Origin of the sequence: Variovorax sp. TBS-050B, from assembly GCF_029893635.1 — a bacterium.
GTDB lineage: Bacteria > Pseudomonadota > Gammaproteobacteria > Burkholderiales > Burkholderiaceae_C > Variovorax.
This window is the reverse complement of sequence record NZ_JARXYR010000002.1, coordinates 2,108,550-2,125,615: the sequence shown is the minus strand read 5'-3', so window position 1 is coordinate 2,125,615 and position 17,066 is coordinate 2,108,550. Positions and strand designations below refer to the sequence as shown.

At 69.7% G+C, this 17,066-nt stretch carries 18 protein-coding genes and 2 riboswitches; of the genes, 11 read left to right on the top strand and 7 right to left on the bottom strand.

What is annotated here, in order from left to right; all coding sequences use genetic code 11:
* Positions 1-40: 40 nt before the first annotated feature.
* The 4 genes from rfbC to rfbB are packed head-to-tail and all read right to left on the bottom strand — an operon-like array spanning position 41 to position 3,472.
* Positions 41-592, bottom strand: coding sequence for a dTDP-4-dehydrorhamnose 3,5-epimerase (gene rfbC, locus M2165_RS12935; RefSeq protein WP_280815024.1), 552 nt, complete (start codon positions 590-592; stop codon positions 41-43).
* Positions 589-1,485, bottom strand: coding sequence for a glucose-1-phosphate thymidylyltransferase RfbA (gene rfbA, locus M2165_RS12930; protein WP_280815023.1), 897 nt, complete (start codon positions 1,483-1,485; stop codon positions 589-591). Before rfbA ends, rfbC begins: the two co-directional genes overlap by 4 nt.
* A 26-nt stretch (positions 1,486-1,511) precedes the next feature.
* A complete protein-coding gene (rfbD, locus tag M2165_RS12925; RefSeq protein ID WP_280815022.1) occupies positions 1,512-2,402 on the bottom strand; it encodes a dTDP-4-dehydrorhamnose reductase in 891 nt (296 codons plus the stop codon).
* The gene (gene rfbB, locus M2165_RS12920; protein WP_280815021.1) at positions 2,399-3,472 is read right to left on the bottom strand and encodes a dTDP-glucose 4,6-dehydratase; all 1,074 of its coding nucleotides are present in this window, start codon (positions 3,470-3,472) and stop codon (positions 2,399-2,401) included. The genes rfbD and rfbB overlap by 4 nt, the downstream gene beginning before the upstream one ends.
* Positions 3,473-3,585: 113 nt before the next feature.
* Positions 3,586-3,680: riboswitch (glycine riboswitch) on the top strand.
* 37 nt (positions 3,681-3,717) lie between these two features.
* Positions 3,718-3,823, top strand: a riboswitch (glycine riboswitch).
* Between the two features lie 104 nt (positions 3,824-3,927).
* Here rfbB and M2165_RS12915 point away from each other — a divergent pair.
* Entirely contained in the window at positions 3,928-5,235 is a 1,308-nt protein-coding gene (locus M2165_RS12915; protein WP_280815020.1) for a D-amino acid dehydrogenase, read from the top strand.
* A 4-nt stretch (positions 5,236-5,239) separates the two neighbouring features.
* Here M2165_RS12915 and M2165_RS12910 read toward each other — a convergent pair whose 3' ends face one another.
* The 3 genes from M2165_RS12910 to M2165_RS12900 all read right to left on the bottom strand — a co-directional run bounded on the left by M2165_RS12910 (position 5,240) and on the right by M2165_RS12900 (position 8,772).
* Positions 5,240-6,520 (bottom strand): FIST N-terminal domain-containing protein, encoded by a 1,281-nt coding sequence (locus M2165_RS12910; protein WP_280815019.1) that lies wholly within the window; start codon positions 6,518-6,520, stop codon positions 5,240-5,242.
* Positions 6,521-6,566: 46 nt separating this feature from the next.
* Positions 6,567-7,265, bottom strand: a complete 699-nt coding sequence (locus tag M2165_RS12905; protein ID WP_280815018.1) for a PhaM family polyhydroxyalkanoate granule multifunctional regulatory protein — start codon at positions 7,263-7,265, stop codon at positions 6,567-6,569.
* A gap of 91 nt (positions 7,266-7,356) precedes the next feature.
* Positions 7,357-8,772 (bottom strand): PLP-dependent aminotransferase family protein, encoded by a 1,416-nt coding sequence (locus M2165_RS12900; RefSeq protein WP_280815017.1) that lies wholly within the window; start codon positions 8,770-8,772, stop codon positions 7,357-7,359.
* Between the two features lie 103 nt (positions 8,773-8,875).
* Between M2165_RS12900 and M2165_RS12895 the strand changes: the two genes are divergently transcribed.
* The 10 genes from M2165_RS12895 to M2165_RS12850 are packed head-to-tail and all read left to right on the top strand — an operon-like array spanning position 8,876 to position 16,933.
* The gene (locus M2165_RS12895; RefSeq protein ID WP_280815016.1) at positions 8,876-9,475 is read left to right on the top strand and encodes a LysE family translocator; all 600 of its coding nucleotides are present in this window, start codon (positions 8,876-8,878) and stop codon (positions 9,473-9,475) included.
* A complete protein-coding gene (locus M2165_RS12890; protein ID WP_280815015.1) occupies positions 9,472-10,434 on the top strand; it encodes a DMT family transporter in 963 nt (320 codons plus the stop codon). The genes M2165_RS12895 and M2165_RS12890 overlap by 4 nt, the downstream gene beginning before the upstream one ends.
* Before the next feature lie 38 nt (positions 10,435-10,472).
* The gene (locus M2165_RS12885) at positions 10,473-11,675 is read left to right on the top strand and encodes a PLP-dependent aminotransferase family protein (RefSeq protein WP_280815014.1); all 1,203 of its coding nucleotides are present in this window, start codon (positions 10,473-10,475) and stop codon (positions 11,673-11,675) included.
* 25 nt (positions 11,676-11,700) lie between these two features.
* The gene (locus M2165_RS12880; protein ID WP_280815013.1) at positions 11,701-12,303 is read left to right on the top strand and encodes a DJ-1/PfpI family protein; all 603 of its coding nucleotides are present in this window, start codon (positions 11,701-11,703) and stop codon (positions 12,301-12,303) included.
* Positions 12,300-12,980, top strand: coding sequence for a LysE family translocator (locus M2165_RS12875; RefSeq protein ID WP_280815012.1), 681 nt, complete (start codon positions 12,300-12,302; stop codon positions 12,978-12,980). The genes M2165_RS12880 and M2165_RS12875 overlap by 4 nt, the downstream gene beginning before the upstream one ends.
* A 5-nt stretch (positions 12,981-12,985) precedes the next feature.
* Positions 12,986-13,627 carry a glutathione S-transferase gene (locus tag M2165_RS12870; RefSeq protein WP_280815011.1) on the top strand — a complete coding sequence of 214 codons (642 nt, stop codon included), beginning with the start codon at positions 12,986-12,988 and terminating at the stop codon, positions 13,625-13,627.
* 25 nt (positions 13,628-13,652) lie between these two features.
* Positions 13,653-14,594: a PhzF family phenazine biosynthesis protein gene (locus M2165_RS12865; RefSeq protein ID WP_280815010.1), complete on the top strand. Its 942-nt coding sequence runs from the start codon at positions 13,653-13,655 to the stop codon at positions 14,592-14,594.
* 19 nt (positions 14,595-14,613) lie between these two features.
* On the top strand, positions 14,614-15,309 hold the full coding sequence (locus M2165_RS12860) for a VOC family protein (protein ID WP_280815009.1): 696 nt from the start codon (positions 14,614-14,616) through the stop codon (positions 15,307-15,309).
* A 2-nt stretch (positions 15,310-15,311) separates the two neighbouring features.
* On the top strand, positions 15,312-15,944 hold the full coding sequence (locus M2165_RS12855) for a LysE family translocator (RefSeq protein ID WP_280815008.1): 633 nt from the start codon (positions 15,312-15,314) through the stop codon (positions 15,942-15,944).
* A 23-nt stretch (positions 15,945-15,967) separates the two neighbouring features.
* Positions 15,968-16,933 carry a threonine dehydratase gene (locus M2165_RS12850; RefSeq protein ID WP_280815007.1) on the top strand — a complete coding sequence of 322 codons (966 nt, stop codon included), beginning with the start codon at positions 15,968-15,970 and terminating at the stop codon, positions 16,931-16,933.
* Positions 16,934-17,066 lie beyond the last annotated feature (133 nt).

Genomic DNA, 17,066 nt, shown 5'->3' with positions numbered 1-17,066 from the left:
TCGCTGGGAAGCCACTTCCAGTTTCTCAGCCGACGCTGAATCACGCGGCGAAGATCTCGGCCTCGCTCAGGGCCATCCCGGCCGCGTCCTTTGTCGAAAGCAACGGCGCCATCGCGATGTCGGGCCACGCAATCGCCAGGTCCGGATCGTTCCATGCGATGCAACGCTCGTGCGCTGGCGCATAGTAGTCGGTCGTCTTGTACAGGAATTCCGCGATTTCACTCACCACGAAAAAGCCGTGCGCAAATCCCTCGGGCACCCACAGCTGCCTGTGGTTTTCCTCACTGAGTTCCACTCCAACCCAGCGACCGAAAGTCGGTGAAGACCTGCGGATATCGACGGCGACGTCGAATACCGAGCCTCGGACCACGCGCACGAGCTTTCCCTGCGGCTGCTGAATCTGATAGTGCAGGCCACGCAGCACACCTTTGGCCGATCGCGAATGGTTGTCCTGAACGAACTCGACGTGCCGGCCGACGGCTTCGTCGAAGGCCTTGTTGTTGAAGCTTTCGTAGAAGAAGCCGCGCGCGTCACCGAATACCTTCGGTTCGATGATCAGCACATCGGGAATTGCAGTCGGCGTGGCTTTCATGAGCGCAGTTCCTCTGTGAGGAGGTGGTTCAGATATTTGCCGTAGCCGTTCTTCTGCAGCGGTGCAGCCAACTTCGCCAGCTGCTCCCGATCGATGAACCCATTGCGCCACGCAATCTCTTCCGGACACGCGATCTTAAGCCCCTGCCGGTGCTCCAGCGTCGCGATGAACTGCCCCGCCTCCAGCAGGCTCTCGTGCGTGCCCGTGTCCAGCCACGCATAGCCGCGCTGCATGATCTGCACGTTGAGCTGCCCGCGGTCGAGGTACGCCTGGTTCACCGCGGTGATCTCCAGTTCGCCGCGCGTGCTGGGCTTCACGGCCTTGGCGATGTCGACGACCTGGTTGTCGTAGAAGTAGAGGCCCGTGACGGCATAGCTGCTCTTCGGCTTGGCCGGCTTTTCCTCGATGCTGCTCGCCTTGCCCTGCGCATCGAAGGCCACGACGCCGTAGCGCTCGGGATCGTGCACGTGGTAGGCGAACACGGTCGCGCCTGCCGTTTGCTCATCGGCGCCCGAAAGCAGGTGCGCGAAATCGTGGCCGTAGAAAATGTTGTCGCCGAGCACGAGCGCGCTCGGGTCGTTGCCCACGAACTTGTCGCCGATGATGAAGGCCTGCGCCAGCCCGTCCGGACTCGGCTGCACCGCGTACTGCAGGTTGATGCCCCACTGGCTGCCATCACCCAGCAACTGCTGGAAGCGCGGCGTGTCCTGCGGCGTGCTGATGATCAGGATGTCGCGCATGCCGCCGAGCATCAGCGTGCTGAGCGGGTAATAGATCATCGGCTTGTCGTACACCGGCAGCAGCTGCTTGCTCATCGCGAGCGTGGCGGGATGCAGGCGGGTGCCGGAGCCGCCCGCCAGGATGATGCCCTTGCGTTTCGTCGTGGTGGTCATGGGGTCGTTTCTTCCCTTTTTTATGTTCAGAGCGTCTCGCGCAGCATCCGTGCCACGCCTTCCTGCCACGGCGGCAGGCGCAGCCCGAAGGCCGATTGCAGCTTGCTGGTGTCGAGGCGCGAGTTGTGCGGGCGCTTGGCGGGGGTGGGGAAGGCGCTCGTCGGCACCGGGTCGACCGCGTCAGGGCCGGCCTTGAGTTCGACGCCGGCGGCCTTCGCCTGCTCGATCACGAAGCGCGCGTAGCCGTGCCAGGTGGTCACGCCGCCGGCCACCAAGTGATAGAGCCCGGCCTTCGCAGGATCCTGCAGGGTCGCGCGGATCGCGTGTGCGGTGACATCGGCCAGCAGCTCCGCACCGGTGGGCGCGCCGAACTGGTCGTCGATGACGGTCAACCGATCACGCTCCTTCGCGAGGCGCAGCATGGTCTTCGCGAAGTTGCCGCCGCGCGCCGCATACACCCAGCTGGTGCGGAAGATCAGGTGCTTCTCGCAATGCGCGGCGACCAACTGCTCGCCTTCGAGCTTGGTACGGCCGTAGACGCTCAGCGGCCCCGTCGCATCGTCTTCCTTCCAGGGCGTGCTGCCGCTGCCGTCGAAGACGTAGTCCGTCGAGTAGTGCACCATCAGCGCGCCGATCTGCTGCGCGGCTTCGGCCACCGCTCCCGGCGAGGTGGCGTTGAGCTTGCGCGCGAACTCGGGTTCGCTCTCTGCCTTGTCGACGGCGGTGTGCGCGGCGGCATTGACGATGACGTCGGGGCGCACCTTGAGCACCGTCTCGGCCAGTTGCTCCGGCCGGCTGAAATCGGCGTGGAAGTCGGTGCTGTCGAAGTCGAGCGCAACCAGTTCGCCCAGTGGCGCGAGGCTGCGCTGCAGCTCCCAGCCGACCTGTCCGCCCTTGCCCAGCAGCAGCAGTTTCATGCGCCAGCCTTCGTGTCGTCGTACTGCTTGGCGACCCACTCGCGGTAGGCGCCGCTTTGCACGTTCTGCACCCACTCGCCGTGGGCCAGATACCACTCGACGGTCTTGCGGATGCCGGTGTCGAAGGTCTCGGCGGGCTTCCAGCCGAGTTCGCGCTCGAGCTTGCGCGCGTCGATCGCGTAGCGGCGGTCGTGGCCGGGGCGATCGGTCACGTAGGTGATCTGTTCCTTGTACGGCTTGCCGTCGGCGCGCGGACGCAGTTCGTCGAGCAGGGCGCAGACGGTGTTGACGATCTCGATGTTCGGCTTCTCGTTCCAGCCGCCGACGTTGTAGGTCTCGCCGAGGCGGCCGGCCTCGAGCACGCGGCGGATGGCGCTGCAGTGGTCCTTGACGTAGAGCCAGTCGCGCACCTGCATGCCGTCGCCGTACACGGGCAGCGGCTTGCCGGCGAGCGCATTGACGATCATCAGCGGGATCAGCTTCTCGGGAAAATGGAAGGGCCCGTAGTTGTTCGAGCAGTTGGTCGTGAGCACCGGCAGGCCGTAGGTGTGGTGCCAGGCGCGCACAAGGTGGTCGCTCGCGGCCTTGCTGGCCGAGTAGGGGCTGTTGGGCTCGTACTTGTTCTCTTCGGTGAAGGCGGGGTCGGTCTTCGAGAGCGAGCCGTAAACCTCGTCGGTCGAGACATGCAGGAACCGGAAGGCCTCCTTCTGATCGGCCGGCAGCGCGTTCCAGTATCCGCGCACCGATTCGAGCAACCGGAAGGTGCCGAGCACGTTGGTCTGCACGAAGTCCTCGGGGCCGTGGATGGAGCGGTCGACGTGCGACTCGGCGGCGAAGTTCACGACCGCACGCGGCTTGTGCTCGGCCAGCAGGCGATCGACGAGCGCGCTGTCGCCGATGTCGCCCTGCACGAAGACGTGGCGCGCGTCGCCCTTGAGCGAAGCGAGGGTCTCGAGATTGCCCGCGTAGGTCAGTTTGTCGAGGTTCACGACCGGTTCGTCGCTCTGCGCGAGCCAGTCGAGTACGAAGTTGGCGCCGATGAAGCCGGCGCCGCCGGTGACCAGAATCATGAGTTCCCTCGAAGTTTTCAGAAGCCGCCGTCAGGGCGAAGCAATGGTTAATTATCCCATTCGTCCGATAGGCCGAATCCGGGGTTGTCGCAATGTGTCTCTCCCACCTAGAATGACGGGACTGCAGGAGAGCGAGTAGTACTTTCAACTACTCCACCGAAGGCGCAAACTCCCATAAACGCTCAGGTCGGCCGACGAATTCTTGAAGTTCTTTCAAAGAGTTTCGAGCCCTGTACTGCAGTACTGACACGCCGTCTGGAGAGCCATCACCCCGCGTGATGCGCCGAAGGAGCAAGCCCGCTGCGGGTGCAGCGGGTGAATCTCTCAGGTACCGAGGACAGGGGGAGCGGCAACTTGGACGGCGATCGTCCGGTTGCTCTGCCATCGCCAAAACACAGCGATGGCATGCCGCCCCGCCGCCATTCAAGCGCACTCACTCGAAAGAAGTACCTGCAATGCGCGTGATCGTTCTCGGCGCCGGCCTGCTCGGCGTCACCTCGGCCTACTACCTCCAGCAACTCGGCCACGAAGTGACCGTGATCGACCGGCAGGCCACGCCGGCCGCCGAAACCAGCTTCGCCAACGGCGGGCAGATCTCCGTGAGCCATGCCGAACCCTGGGCCAACCCCGGCGCCCCGCTCAAGGTGCTGCAATGGCTGGGCAAGGAAGACGCCCCGCTGCTCTTCCGCCTGCGCGCCGACATGCGCCAGTGGCTCTGGGGCCTGCAGTTTCTGCGCGAATGCACACCGGCGCGCACGCGCCACAACATCGAACAGATCGTGCGCCTCGGCACCTACAGCCGCGAGGCGCTGCAGCAGCTGCGGCGCGACACCGGCATCGCCTACGACCAGCGCACGCAGGGCATCCTGCACTTCTACACCACGCAGAAGGAGTTCGACGCCGCGCTCGCACCGGCCGAGCAGATGCGCGCGCTCGGCTGCGAGCGGCAGGTGATCTCGGCCGACGAGGCCGTGAAGATCGAGCCTGCGCTCGCCCACATCCGCCCGAAGCTCGCGGGCGCCACCTACACGGCCGAGGACGAATCCGGCGACGCCAACCTGTTTGCGCGCGAACTCGCGCAACGCGCCGCGGCGGCGGGGGTCAGGTTCCTCATGAGCCACACGGTCACCGCCTTGCGAGAGGCCGGCGGCCGGCTCGATCACGTCGAGGCCACGGACGACGAGGGCCGCTTCCAGCGCATCCGCGGCGACGCCTTCGTGCTCGCGATGGGCTCGCTGAGCCCGCTGCTCGCGGCGCCGCTCGGCATCCGGCTGCCGATCTACCCGGCCAAGGGCTATTCCGTCACGCTGCCCGTCAAGGACGCTTCGAAGGCCCACCAGGTCTCGCTCACCGACGACGAATTCAAGCTCGTGTTCTCGCGCTACACCTCGGCATCGGGCGACCGGCTGCGCATCGCCGGCACGGCCGAGCTCAACGGCTACGACCGCGACCTGAACCGCGTGCGCTGCGAGGCGATCGTGCGGCGCGTCGAAGAACTGTTCCCCGGCGCCGGCGATACCGCGCAGGCCCAGTTCTGGACCGGCCTGCGTCCCGCCACGCCGAGCAACGTGCCGCTGATCGGCAAGACGAAGCTGCCCAACCTCTACCTGAACACCGGCCACGGCACGCTGGGCTGGACCCATGCCTGCGGCTCGGGCAAGTCGATCGCGCGGATCGTGAGCGGGCTGGCGCCCGAGGTGGATTTCGCATTCGCGGGCATGGCCGACAGCAGGCCCGGGGTCGCACAACCCGCGCTCGGCTGACGCGTCAGTCGGCGGCAGCGAACACCGTCAGCACACCGGTGTACCCATACAACCGGTGCCTCGCGATCTCCCCCGCCGCAAAGAACCCCACCAGCGGCACGTCCCCCAGCGCATGCCGCACGATCTGCAGCTCGGCGCCCGGCGCGCCGAAGTGCGGGCCGCCGCGGCCGGAGCAGCTCACGTAGACCGCGCCCGCGATGCGGCGGGCCGGATGCGGCGCCGCCTCGGCCTCGCCGGCCGCCACGGCGCGGGCGGTGGCGAGGGTCTGTTCCTCGGGTTCGAGCTCTTCGCGGATCTCCGCGCAGATGCGCATCAGGTCGGCGCGCGCGGCCTGCGCATTGCGGCGGCAGAAGCTCAGGCGCATGCCGGCTTCGGCCACGTCGGCGATCGCGATGCCGCGACGCGTCGGGTCGAGGCCGATGATGTGGCGCACCAGCACGTCGGCGCCCAGGTCGCCGGTGCGGCGGATGCCGTCGCTGCCGGCGTCGGCCAGGCCCACCAGCGTGTTGCGCACCGCATCGATGGCTTCCTGCGGCCGCTCGAGCGACACCTGGAGTTCCGCGAGCAGCACGTCGAGCGCCGGTTCGCCGTCGAGCTTGAGCAGCAGGTTGCCGTCGGCCTCGGTGATCTCGCGCTCGCGCCCGGCGCCTGCGCGCAGCGGCTGGCAGCCCTGCGTGACGCGCGACACCAGCCGCACGCCCTCGCCGAACACCACGCCCGAGAGGCCGCCCGAGAACACGCCGCCCGCGGCGCCGTGGCCGCGGATGTTGCCGTTGCCGCCGACCGCGAACTGCAGCGCGCCCGCACGGCCCGACGAGAGCCCGCCGAACAGGTAGCCGGTGTCGGTGCGGCCCGCCATTTCGCCGATGAGCTCGGCCAGGTCGGGCGTGGCCGGGTCGGCATGCACCAGCGCGGTATGGGCCTCGAAACCGCTCATCTCGGAGCTGCCGAGCGGCGCCACGCCGGAGAACACGCGGTACTGGTCGCTCGGCAGCGCGCAGAGCATCAGGCTCATGCCGGGCTCGTCGAAATACTCGGCATTGTTGGCCGCCACGCCGATGCCGACGGTGCCCGACCAATCCGTCACCTCGGGCAGTTCGGCGCTCAGGTGATCGAGGATGTCCTGTGCGTGCGCCGCGTAGTGGTCGGTGATGTAGAGCAGCCCGAGCGTCGGCGAGGCCGCGTAGTCGGGCAGGGCCATCTGCGCGCGCAGTTGCGCCAGCACGAGGCCGGCGGCCATGCGCCATTGCGGATGGGTGGCATGGCCGGAAGGAAACAGTTTCATGATGCGTGCCATCCCTGGACAGCGAACGATGTGTGTGAGTGAGGCGTCAGCGCCGGGCGGCGCTGCGCTTGCGCGCGGCGGACGGCGCCTTTTTTCCGGGGGCGGCCTTGTTGGCCGGTGCCGACTTCCGCGATGCCGCGGGCGCCAGCGAAGCAGCCTTGCCGGAGGCGTCGGCCGACGGCTGGACCATGGCGGGCATCTTGAGCTGCGCCGCGTCCTGCAACGCCGAACTCGCGATCTGCTGGAACTGTTCGGTCAGCGCGCCCCACCACTGCATCGGATCGACCACGCCCGCGGCAGCCGGCGCGGCGGACTCCGCATTCGTCCTGCTGCCGCGCGGCTGCTTCTTCGCCGGTTGCGGCGCGGGCGCTTCCTCGGCCGGCGCGGGGGCCTCGGGCGCCGGCGCCGGTGCCCCGGCCTGCTTCGCGGCGAAGGCGCTCGCGATGTCCTCCATGCGCACGTTCATGCCGCGCAGTGTCGAGAGCGTCATCTTCTGCACTTCGAGCGCCTGGATCGTGGCCTTCAGCGCATGGCCGTTCTGCTCGAGCCAGTACTGCACGGTCTTGAGCTCCTGGATGCGCTTGTCGACCTCTTCCACGCTGAGCGTCGGCGCGACCCAGCTCGCGAGGCTCGGCAGTCCGGGCACCGCGCCGGCGCCGGCCGTGCCGGTGCCCGCGAGGTTCTTGAGGAAATCGAATCCGGGAACGAACTGGCTGAAGTCGAAAGGCTGGCTGGCGTTGCTCATGCGGCGGTCTCCGGATCGGGTTGTCCTGTCGCGCCAGCTTACTCCAAGCCCGTGCCTCGCCGCCCGCGGCGAGCCCGCGTTCCCGCCAGTGTCAAAGCTCGGCGCGCACCTTGCTGAACACCTTCCAGAAGGTCGCGTCCTGCGAGGTCGCGAAGTTGATGCGCATCATCGTGCTCGGCGGCCGCCGCGCATGGAACAGCGAGCCCGGTGCGAGCAGGTAGCCCTGGTCGAGCATGCGCTGCGTGAGCGCGTCGGTGTCGACCCCCGTGTCGACCCAGCCGAACAGCCCCGCAGGCTCCGACGCGAAGCTGCAGCCATGCGCCATCGCGAGCTTCACCGCGCGGCCGCGCGCGCCGTCGAGACGGATGCGCACGCGCTCCGAGTGCCGGCGCAGCTGCCCCTGGTCGATGCACCACGACAGCGCCCGCTCGAACAGCGTGGGCGTGGTCAGCGTGGCGAGCAGCTTGGTTTCGAGCAGCCGCTCCTTCAGCGCCTCCGAGGCGGCGAGGAAGCCGATGCGCCAGTTGGGCGCCAGGATCTTCGCGAAGCCGCTCACGTAGATGGTGCGCTGCAGCCCGTCGAGGGCGCAGAGCCGGGTCGCATGCTCGGGCGCGAGGTGGCTGTAGGTGTCGTCCTCGACGATGTGGAAGTCGTACTCGTTCGCGAGCTTCAGCACCCGGTGCGCGCTGCCGGGCGTGAGGCTGTAGCCGGTCGGGTTGTGCAGCACGCTCACGCTCACGAACAGCTTGGGGTTGTGCAGCGCGCAGTACTGCGCCATCACCTCCAGATCGGGCCCGTCGGCGCGCCGCGGCACGGGCAGGATGCGCATGCCCAGCGCCTCGAGCCGCGCGAATTCGAGCGCCCAGCCCGGCTCCTCGACCATCACCGGATCGCCCGCGCGCAGCAGCGTGCGGCTCACGATGTCGAGCGCATGCGTGGCGCCGACGGTGGTCACGATCTGGTCCGGCGCGGCGGGCACGTTGATGCCGACCAGCTTGTTCGACAGGCTGCGCCGCAGCGCCGCGTCGCCCGATGGCTCGCCGTACTGCAGCGAGAGATCCTGCAGCGCGGCGGTGCCGGTCATGCGCCGCACGGCCGTGGGCATGAAGGTCGACGCCATCCAGTCCGGCGGGAACACGCCCATGCCGGGCTGCGGCTTGTCGCTCGGGCGGTGGAACATGCTGCGGATCAGCGAGCTCGCGTCGGCCGGCACGCGCGAGGCCATCATCTGCATGACCATGGGCGCCGCGTTGGGCGGGCGGCCTTCGGGCACGGGCGCCGCGTCGCGCACGTAGAAGCCGCGCTGCCGCCGCGCCTCGACCAGTCCCTGCGCGAGCAGCTGGTCGTAGGCCGCGACCACGGTGTAGGGGCTCACGCCCTGCTGGCGCGCGCACTCGCGCACCGAAGGCAGACGCGCGCCGGGCGGCAGCAGCCGGGTGCGGATGCGTTCCGCCAGCCGGTCGGCCAATTGCCCCGTGAGCGACTGGGTGGAGGTTCGTGTCAACATGCGCAGGGGGCTTCTGTGTCGAGGGCAAGACCAATACAGTTTTTGCGGATGTACGCTCAACTGTATTGGAACTGTAATGGTCCCAAAGTTTAGAGTGTATGCAATGAACTGGCAAGAATTCACCGCGCTGCTGGTGCTGGCCACCGCGATGAGCTTCTCGCCGGGCCCCAACACCACGCTCTCCACCGCCCTCGCGGCCAACGGCGGCCTGCCGCGTGCGATGCGCTTCATCGTCGCGGTGCCGGTCGGCTGGACGCTGCTGCTCGTGCTGTGCGCGGCCGGCATCGGCGCGCTGGTGGTCGCGGTGCCTCCGCTCCGCCTCGCCATCAAGGCGCTCGGCGTGGGCTATCTGCTGTGGCTCGCCTACAAGCTCAGCGGCAGCGCCACGCTCGGCAGGGCCGATGGCGAGCGGCTCTCGGTCGGCTTCGCCCAGGGCGTGATGCTGCAGTTCGTCAACATCAAGGCCTGGCTGCTCGCGCTCACGCTGGTGGCCGGCTGGATCGCCGGCCAGCCCGACGCGCTCGGTCGTTTCGCGATCGTCGCGCCGGTGATGCTGGTCTTCGCCTTCGCGAGCAACTTCGCCTATGCGCTGGCCGGCGCGCTGCTGCGCGCATGGCTCGCCAAGGGCCGGCGCCTCTTGTGGTTCAACCGCGCGATGGGGCTGGTGCTGGTGCTGACGGCCTGGTGGATGGTCGGGGTATGAGCCGGCCCCGCACCGCCATCAGGAAGGAGACGCTGGGCATGTGGCTCGGCGTGATCGGCGTCGCGCTGTTCGCGATCACGCTGCCGATGACGCGGCTCGCCACCGGCACGCAGGCCGCGCCGCAGCTGTCGCCATGGTTCGTCACGCTCGGACGCGCCGCGCTCGCGGGGCTGCTGTCGACGGTGTTCCTGCTCGCCACGCGCTCGCCGCGCCCGGCGCCGCACCAGTGGAAGCCGCTCGGCATGGCCGTGCTCGGCAACGTGATCGGCTATCCGCTGCTGCTCGCGTATGCGCTGCGCGTGGTCTCGGCCAGCCATGCGGCGGTGGTGACGGCGCTGCTGCCGCTCGTCACCGCGGCCGTCGCGGCCTGGGTGCTGCACCAGCGCGCGCGGCTCGGCTTCTGGCTCTGCGCCATCGCCGGCAGCGTGCTGGTGGTGCTGTTCTCGCTGCTGCGCGCCAGCCAGCAGGGCCACGGCTTCGGCTTCGAATGGGCCGACCTGCTGCTGGTCGGGGCGGTGGTCGCGGCATCGTTCGGCTACATCTACGGCGCGCAGGTCACGCCCTCGCTCGGCGCCGAGCGCGTGATCTGCTGGGTCTGCGTGATGGCGCTGCCGGTCACGCTGCCCGCCACGCTCGCGCTCTGGCCGCAGGAGGCCATTGCCGTCACGGCCTGGGCCGGCTTCGTCTACGTCGGGGTGTTCTCGATGTGGATCGGCTTCTTCGCGTGGTATCGCGGGCTCGCGCTCGGCGGCGCGCTGCGCGTGAGCCAGACCCAGCTGCTGCAGCCCTTCCTCTCGATCCTCGCCTCCATTCCGCTGCTCGGCGAACCGCTCGACGTGGTCACGCTGGGCTTCGCCGCCGCCGTGGTCTGCACGGTGGTGCTCGGCAAGCGGCTGTCGCAGCCACAGCCCTCGCTCGCCGCCACGCCACGCGCTGCTGCGCGCGCCGAACGATCCTGACATCGCCCCCACACCCACCGCCCTGAAAGAAGAACCCCATGAACTGGAAGCTTGCCGCCCGCGCCACCAAGATGAATCCCTCGGTGCTGCGTGAAATCCTCAAGGTCACCGAACGGCCCGGCATCATCAGCCTGGCCGGCGGCCTGCCCTCGCCGAAGACCTTCCCGATCCAGGCCTTCGCCGACGCCTGCGCCGAGGTGCTGCACAACGACGGCCAGGCGGCCCTGCAGTACGCCGCCAGCGAAGGCTACGCGCCGCTGCGCCAGGCGGTGGCCGACATGCTGCCGTGGAACGTCGATCCCGCGCAGGTGCTCATCACCACCGGCTCGCAGCAGGGCCTGGACCTCGTGGCCAAGGTGCTGATCGATCCGGGCAGCAAGGTGCTGGTGGAAACGCCGACCTACCTGGGCGCGCTGCAGGCCTTCGGGCCGATGGAGCCGGTTCCCGCGAGCGTGGCGAGCGACGACGAAGGCGTGGTGGTGGACGACCTCGTCGCCAAGGCGAAAGACGCGCGCTTCGTCTACCTGCTGCCCAACTTCCAGAACCCCACCGGCCGCACCATGACCGAGGCGCGCCGCGCCGCCGTCTCGGCCGCCGCCGCCGAAGCGGGCCTGCCGATCGTCGAGGACAACCCCTATGGCGAGCTCTGGTTCGACCAGGCCCCGCCGCTGCCGCTGGCCGCGCGCAACCCCGAGGGCGTGATCTACCTCGGCTCGTTCTCGAAGGTGCTGGCGCCGGGGCTGCGCCTGGGCTTCCTGGTCGCGCCCAAGTCGATCTATCCGAAGCTGCTGCAGGCCAAGCAGGCGGTCGACCTGCACACGCCGATCTTCACGCAGCGCATGGTCTCGGCGGTGATGAAGGACGGCTTCCTCGATCGCCACGTGCCGACGATCCGCGCGCTCTACAAGCGCCAGCGCGATGCCATGCTGGCCGCGCTCACGCGCGAGATGAAGGGTCTGGACGTGAAGTTCAACGCGCCGCTCGGCGGCATGTTCCTCTGGGTGCGGCTGCCCGAAGGCATCGACACCGTGGCGCTGCTGCCCAAGGCGGTCGAGCGCAACGTGGCCTTCGTGCCCGGCGCGCCCTTCTATGCCGGCGAGGGCGATCCGCGCACGCTGCGGCTGTCGTTCGTGACCGCCAGCGTCGAGGACATCGACACCGCCATTGCCGCGCTCGCGCTCACCGTGCGCGAGGAACTGGCGCTGCTCGGCAAGCGCTCGCTCGCGCCCGAACCCGTCTGAACCGCCGCGCAGCCGGGCTCCCACGATGCACATCGCCATCCTCACCTTCGACGGCTTCAACGAGCTCGACTCGCTGATCGCACTCGGCGTGCTCAACCGCGTCAAGCGGCCGGGCTGGCGCGTGACGCTCGCCGCGCCGAGCGCCACGGTCACCTCGATGAACGGCGTGACCGTGCATGCGAGCTCGACGCTCGAGGCCGCCTGCGAGGCCGAGGCGGTGCTCGTGGGCAGCGGCATCCGCACGCGCGAGGTCGCGGCCGACCCGGCCATCATGGGCGTGCTGCGCAGGCTCGACGCCACGCGCCAGCTGATCGGCGCGCAGTGCTCGGGCACGCTGCTGCTCGCCAAGCTCGGCCTGCTGGGCACGGTGCCCGCCTGCACCGACCTCACGACCAGGCCCTGGGTGCAGGAAGCCGGCATCGAAGTGCTGGCGCAGCCCTTCTTCGCCAGGGGCAACGTGGCGACGGCGGGCGGCTGCCTCTCCTCGCCCTACCTCGCGGCCTGGTTCATTGCGCGCAGCGAGGGCCTCGAGGCCGCGAAGAGCGCGCTGCACTACGTCGCCCCCGTGGGCGAGAAGGACGACTACGTGGCGCAGGCGCTGCGCAACATCGAACCGCACCTGCCATGATCAGCCTCGCCACGCTCGCGCTCTTTCTGCTCGCGGTGCTCGCCCTGTTCCTGTCGCCCGGACCCAACATGGCCTTCGTGCTGTCGCACGGCGTGGCCCACGGTCCGCGCGGCGGCTTCGCGGCGGCGCTCGGCATCTCGGCGGCCGACCTGGTGCACACGCTCTTCGCCGCCAGCGGCGTGACGGCGCTGGTCGCGGCCTGGCCGCCCTCCTTCGATCTGCTGCGCTACGCCGGTGCGCTGTACCTGCTGTGGCTGGCGGTGCAGGCGCTGCGCGCGAACGGCGCGGGCCACGCACTCGCCGCGGGCGCCCGCGCCGAGCCCGCCGCCTTCGCGCGCATCGTGCGCATGGCGTTCCTGAACAACCTGGTCAATCCGAAGGCGCTGCTGTTCTTCATGGTGTTCCTGCCGCAGTTCACCGAGCCGGCGCGCGGCAGCGTGCCCTTGCAACTGGTGCAGCTCGGCGTCATGCTCTCGGCCGCCGCGCTCGCGTTCAACGCGCTGCTCGGTGCCTGCAGCGGACAGCTCGGCCGCTGGCTGCGCCGCCGCCCCGGGGCCGAGAAGTTCCAGCGCGGCCTGCTGGCGCTGGTGATGGCCGGCTTGGCGATCCGCCTGCTGCTGCTCGAGCGTCCGTCCGCGCCGTCCATCCTGTCCGCCACATCCGTCCAAGGAAGCTGAAGAACATGCTCAACATCTGGGGCCGCATCAGTTCGATCAACGTGCGCAAAGTCGTCTGGTGCGCGCAGGAGCTCGGGCTCGACTTCCAGCGCACCGAGGCCGGCGGCCGGTTCGGCGTGGTGCAGACGCCGGAATACCTTGCGCTCAACCCGAACGCGATGGTGCCCGCCATCGACGACGGCGAAGGCAGCGAGCGGGTGACGCTCTGGGAATCGAACGTGATCGTGCGCTACTTGTGCGCGAAGCATTCGCACGGCCGGTTCTATCCGAGCGAACTGCCCGCGCGCTTCGATGCCGAGCGCTGGATGGACTGGCAGCAGACCACGCTCAACCGCGCGAGCCGCGACGCCTTCATCCAGTGGGTGCGCACCCCGCCCGCCGAGCGCCAGCCCGCGCTGATCGCGGCCTCCGTGCATGCGAGCGAGGCGCTGTTCGCCCTGCTCGATGCGCACCTGGCGCGGCAGCCCTTCATGGCGGGCGAGCATTTCACGATGGCCGACATCCCGATCGGCTGCGAAGCCCACCGCTGGTTCGGCCTGCCGCCGGCCGAGTACCAGCGCCCGGCCTGGCCGAACCTCGAGCGCTGGTACGGCCAGCTGCTTTCCCGGCCGGGCGCGCGCGGCGTGCTCGACCTGGGCCTCGAATGACGCACCCTCCTTCCCTCCGGATCCGATGAAAACCCGCCCCTTCAAGCAAGTCGACGTGTTCACCGCCACGCCCTACCGCGGCAATCCGCTCGCGGTGGTGCTGGACGGCAGCGGGCTCGACGACGACGCGATGCAGCGCTTCGCGCAGTGGACCAACCTGTCCGAGACCACCTTCCTGCTGCCGCCCACCGAGCCCACGGCCGACTACCGCGTGCGCATCTTCACGCCGGGCGGCGAGCTGCCCTTCGCGGGCCATCCGACCATCGGCAGCTGCCACGCCTGGCTGCAGGCCGGCGGCAAGCCGCGCGCCCGCGGGCGCATCGTGCAGCAATGCGCCGTGGGCCTGGTGGCGCTGCGCCGTGAAGAAGGCGGCCGCCTCGCCTTCTCGGCCCCGCCGCTGCGGCGCAGCGCGCCGAGCCCGAGCCTGCTCGCCAAGGTGGCGGGCGCGCTGGGCCTGAAGGCGCAGCAGATCGTGGCGGCGCAGGTGCTCGACAACGGACCGGTCTGGTTCGGCCTGCTGCTCAGCGACGCCGACACCGTGCTCGGCCTCGCGCCCGACCACGGCCTGCTGAAGGCGCTGGGCGTGAAGGTCGGCGTCGCGGGCGTGCCGGCCGCGCCCGAGGAGCCGATGCTGATCGGCCGCTCGAACCGCGAAGCGCGCGCCTTCGGCGGCCGCGCCCCGGCGGCGACGGCCGACGAAAGCCAGGGCGACGGCGCGAAGATCGACCTCGAAGTGCGTGCCTTCGCCGCCCCCATCGGCGTGGAGGAAGACCCGGTCACCGGCAGCCTCAACGCCGGCCTCGCCGAATGGCTGATCGCCGACGGCCACGTGCCCGCGCGCTACCTCGCCGCGCAGGGCCAGTGCCTCGGCCGCGCCGGGCGCGTGCACATCGAGCGCGATGCCGACGGCACGGTGTGGGTGGGCGGCGACGCCGTCACCTGCATCGACGGCGAGGTCAGTCTCTAACGCCAGCCGACGCACCGACATGCCACACGCACAACTCGACCATCTCGTGATCGCCGCCGCCTCGCTTGACGAGGGCGTGGCCTGGTGCGAGGCCACGCTCGGCGTGACGCCGGGGCCGGGCGGCGTGCATCCGCTGATGGGCACGCACAACCGGCTGCTGAACATCACCAGCGCGGCCTTTCCGCGCGCGTACCTCGAGATCATCGCCATCGAGCCCGGCAAGAAGCCCTCGCGGCCCGGCACGCGGCGCTGGTTCGACCTCGACGATCCGGTGCTGCAGGCGAGCCTGGCACGGCGCGGACCGCGGCTCGTGCACTTCGTCGCGAGCGTGGCCGACGCAAGCGCCGCGGTGCAGGCGCTCGCGCGCGACGAGCGCATGCACATCGACCGCGGCGCGCTGCTCGCGGCCTCGCGCGAAACGCCCGCGGGCCGGCTCGAATGGCAGATCACCGTGCGCGACGACGGCCAGCGGCTCTTCTACGGCGCGCTGCCCACGCTGATCCAGTGGGGACCGGCGCATCCGACCGATGCGATGCCGGCCTCCGGCCTTTCGCTCCGGTCGCTGCAGGCCGCGCATCCCCGCGCGCCCGAACTCGCGGCCGCGCTCTCGCGCATCGGCATGCAGGGCCTGGCGGTGCAGCCGGGCGCGCCCGACCTGGTCGCGGTGCTCGACACGCCGCGCGGCCCCGTCACGCTGCACTCCGAAGGAATCTGACCATGCTCAGCCTGACCGAAATCGCCTGGTTCGCACTCGCCTCGATGGTGCTCGCGCTCACGCCGGGGCCGAACATGATCTATTGCGTCTCGCGCACGCTGGTGCAGGGCCGGCGCGCCGGGCTGGTGTCGCTCGGCGGCGTGCTGGCGGCCTTCCTCGTGCACCTGTTCGCCGCCGCGCTCGGGCTCACGGCGCTGCTGCTGGCGGTGCCGCTCGCGTTCGACGCGATCCGGCTCGCGGGCGCGGCCTACCTGCTGTGGCTCGCTTGGCAGGCGGTCCGGCCCGGCGGCAGCGCGCCCTTCGAAGCGCGCGCACTGCCCGCCGATCCGCCGGGCAGGCTGTTCCGGATGGGCTTTCTCACGAACCTGCTGAATCCGAAGGTGGCGATGTTCTATCTCTCCTTCTTCCCGCAGTTCATCCACCCCGAGCGCGGCTCGGTGCTGCTGCAGAGCATGCAGCTCGGCGCGGCGCAGATCGCGAGCAGCGCCGCCGTCAACACGCTCATGATCCTCGGCGCCGCGAGCATCACGGCGGTGCTGTCGCAAAGCGCGGGCTGGCTGCGCGCGCAGCGCTACGTGATGGGCAGCGTGCTCGCGGCGCTCGCCGTGCGCGTGGCGCTGACCGAACGCAAATAGGCAGAGACCCGAGGAACACCCCCGTGAGATTCACCCGCGAAGAGATCGAAGCCGCCCAGCGCACGGTGCGCGCGGCCATGCCGCCCACGCCGCAATACGCCTGGCCGCTGCTCGCGCAGCGCCTGGGCTGCACCGTCTGGGCCAAGCACGAGAACCACACGCCCGCCGGCGCCTTCAAGATCCGCGGCGGGCTGACCTACTTCGACACGCTGATGCGCGAGCAGCCCGGCGTGCGCCATGCGATCAGCGCCACGCGCGGCAACCATGGCCAGTCGGTCGGCTTCGCGGCGCGGCGCCACGGCATCGGGGCCACCATCGTGGTGCCGCATGGCAACTCGGTCGAGAAGAACGCCGCCATGCGTGCGCTCGGGGTCGAGCTGGTCGAGCACGGCGACGACTTCCAGGCCGCCGCCGAACATGCGGCCATGCTCGCGGAGCGCGACGGGCTGCACCGCGTGCCCTCGTTCCACCGCGAGCTGGTGCGCGGCGTGTCGACCGCGTACGTCGAATTCTTCGAGGCGCTGCGCGATGCGCCGCCCGACGTGCTGTTCCTGCCCATCGGCCTCGGCTCGGGCTTTGCCGCGGCGGCCGCGGCACGCGCGCACTGCGGCGTGTCGACCCGGCTCGTCGGCGTGGTGTCGGCCCATGCCACGGCGTACCGCGATTCCTTCCGCGCCGGCCGGCCGGTGGCGTCGCCCGTGAGCACGCGGCTCGCCGACGGCATGGCCTGCCGCATGCCGGTGCCCGAATCGGTGGACGTGATCCTGCGCGAGGCCGACGACGTGATCGCGGTCACCGACGACGAAGTGGGCGAGGCGATGCGCATCCTCTTCAGCGACACGCACAACGTCGCCGAAGGCGCGGGGGCGGCGGCGCTCGCCGGCGCGCTCCAGCAGCGCGAACGCTGGCGCGGCAAGACGGTCGGCATCAGCGTGAGCGGCGGCAATGTGGATTCGTCGATGTTTGCGGAAGTGCTGGCCGGGGGTTGATTCTTCAGGCCGCTGAAGACGGGTACCGGACGCAGAGGACGCGAAGGTTTCGCGAAGGGCGCGAAAGGAAAACCAATATTTTGTTTTTTCTTTTTCGCGTCCTCTGCGGAATCTTCGCGTCCTCTGCGTCCGG

Excerpts from the sequence above, each read along its gene's own strand:
- rfbA (WP_280815023.1), bottom strand. The coding sequence starts at position 1,485 with ATGACCACCACGACGAAACGCAAGGGCATCATCCTGGCGGGCGGCTCC.
- rfbD (WP_280815022.1), bottom strand. The coding sequence starts at position 2,402 with ATGAAACTGCTGCTGCTGGGCAAGGGCGGACAGGTCGGCTGGGAGCTG.
- M2165_RS12870 (WP_280815011.1), top strand. The coding sequence starts at position 12,986 with ATGCTCAACATCTGGGGCCGCATCAGTTCGATCAACGTGCGCAAAGTC.
- M2165_RS12875 (WP_280815012.1), top strand. The coding sequence starts at position 12,300 with ATGATCAGCCTCGCCACGCTCGCGCTCTTTCTGCTCGCGGTGCTCGCC.
- M2165_RS12890 (WP_280815015.1), top strand. The coding sequence starts at position 9,472 with ATGAGCCGGCCCCGCACCGCCATCAGGAAGGAGACGCTGGGCATGTGG.
- M2165_RS12895 (WP_280815016.1), top strand. The coding sequence starts at position 8,876 with ATGAACTGGCAAGAATTCACCGCGCTGCTGGTGCTGGCCACCGCGATG.
- M2165_RS12900 (WP_280815017.1), bottom strand. The coding sequence starts at position 8,772 with ATGTTGACACGAACCTCCACCCAGTCGCTCACGGGGCAATTGGCCGAC.
- M2165_RS12865 (WP_280815010.1), top strand. The coding sequence starts at position 13,653 with ATGAAAACCCGCCCCTTCAAGCAAGTCGACGTGTTCACCGCCACGCCC.
- rfbC (WP_280815024.1), bottom strand. The coding sequence starts at position 592 with ATGAAAGCCACGCCGACTGCAATTCCCGATGTGCTGATCATCGAACCG.
- M2165_RS12880 (WP_280815013.1), top strand. The coding sequence starts at position 11,701 with ATGCACATCGCCATCCTCACCTTCGACGGCTTCAACGAGCTCGACTCG.
- M2165_RS12915 (WP_280815020.1), top strand. The coding sequence starts at position 3,928 with ATGCGCGTGATCGTTCTCGGCGCCGGCCTGCTCGGCGTCACCTCGGCC.
- M2165_RS12910 (WP_280815019.1), bottom strand. The coding sequence starts at position 6,520 with ATGAAACTGTTTCCTTCCGGCCATGCCACCCATCCGCAATGGCGCATG.
- M2165_RS12855 (WP_280815008.1), top strand. The coding sequence starts at position 15,312 with ATGCTCAGCCTGACCGAAATCGCCTGGTTCGCACTCGCCTCGATGGTG.
- M2165_RS12860 (WP_280815009.1), top strand. The coding sequence starts at position 14,614 with ATGCCACACGCACAACTCGACCATCTCGTGATCGCCGCCGCCTCGCTT.
- rfbB (WP_280815021.1), bottom strand. The coding sequence starts at position 3,472 with ATGATTCTGGTCACCGGCGGCGCCGGCTTCATCGGCGCCAACTTCGTA.
- M2165_RS12905 (WP_280815018.1), bottom strand. The coding sequence starts at position 7,265 with ATGAGCAACGCCAGCCAGCCTTTCGACTTCAGCCAGTTCGTTCCCGGA.
- M2165_RS12885 (WP_280815014.1), top strand. The coding sequence starts at position 10,473 with ATGAACTGGAAGCTTGCCGCCCGCGCCACCAAGATGAATCCCTCGGTG.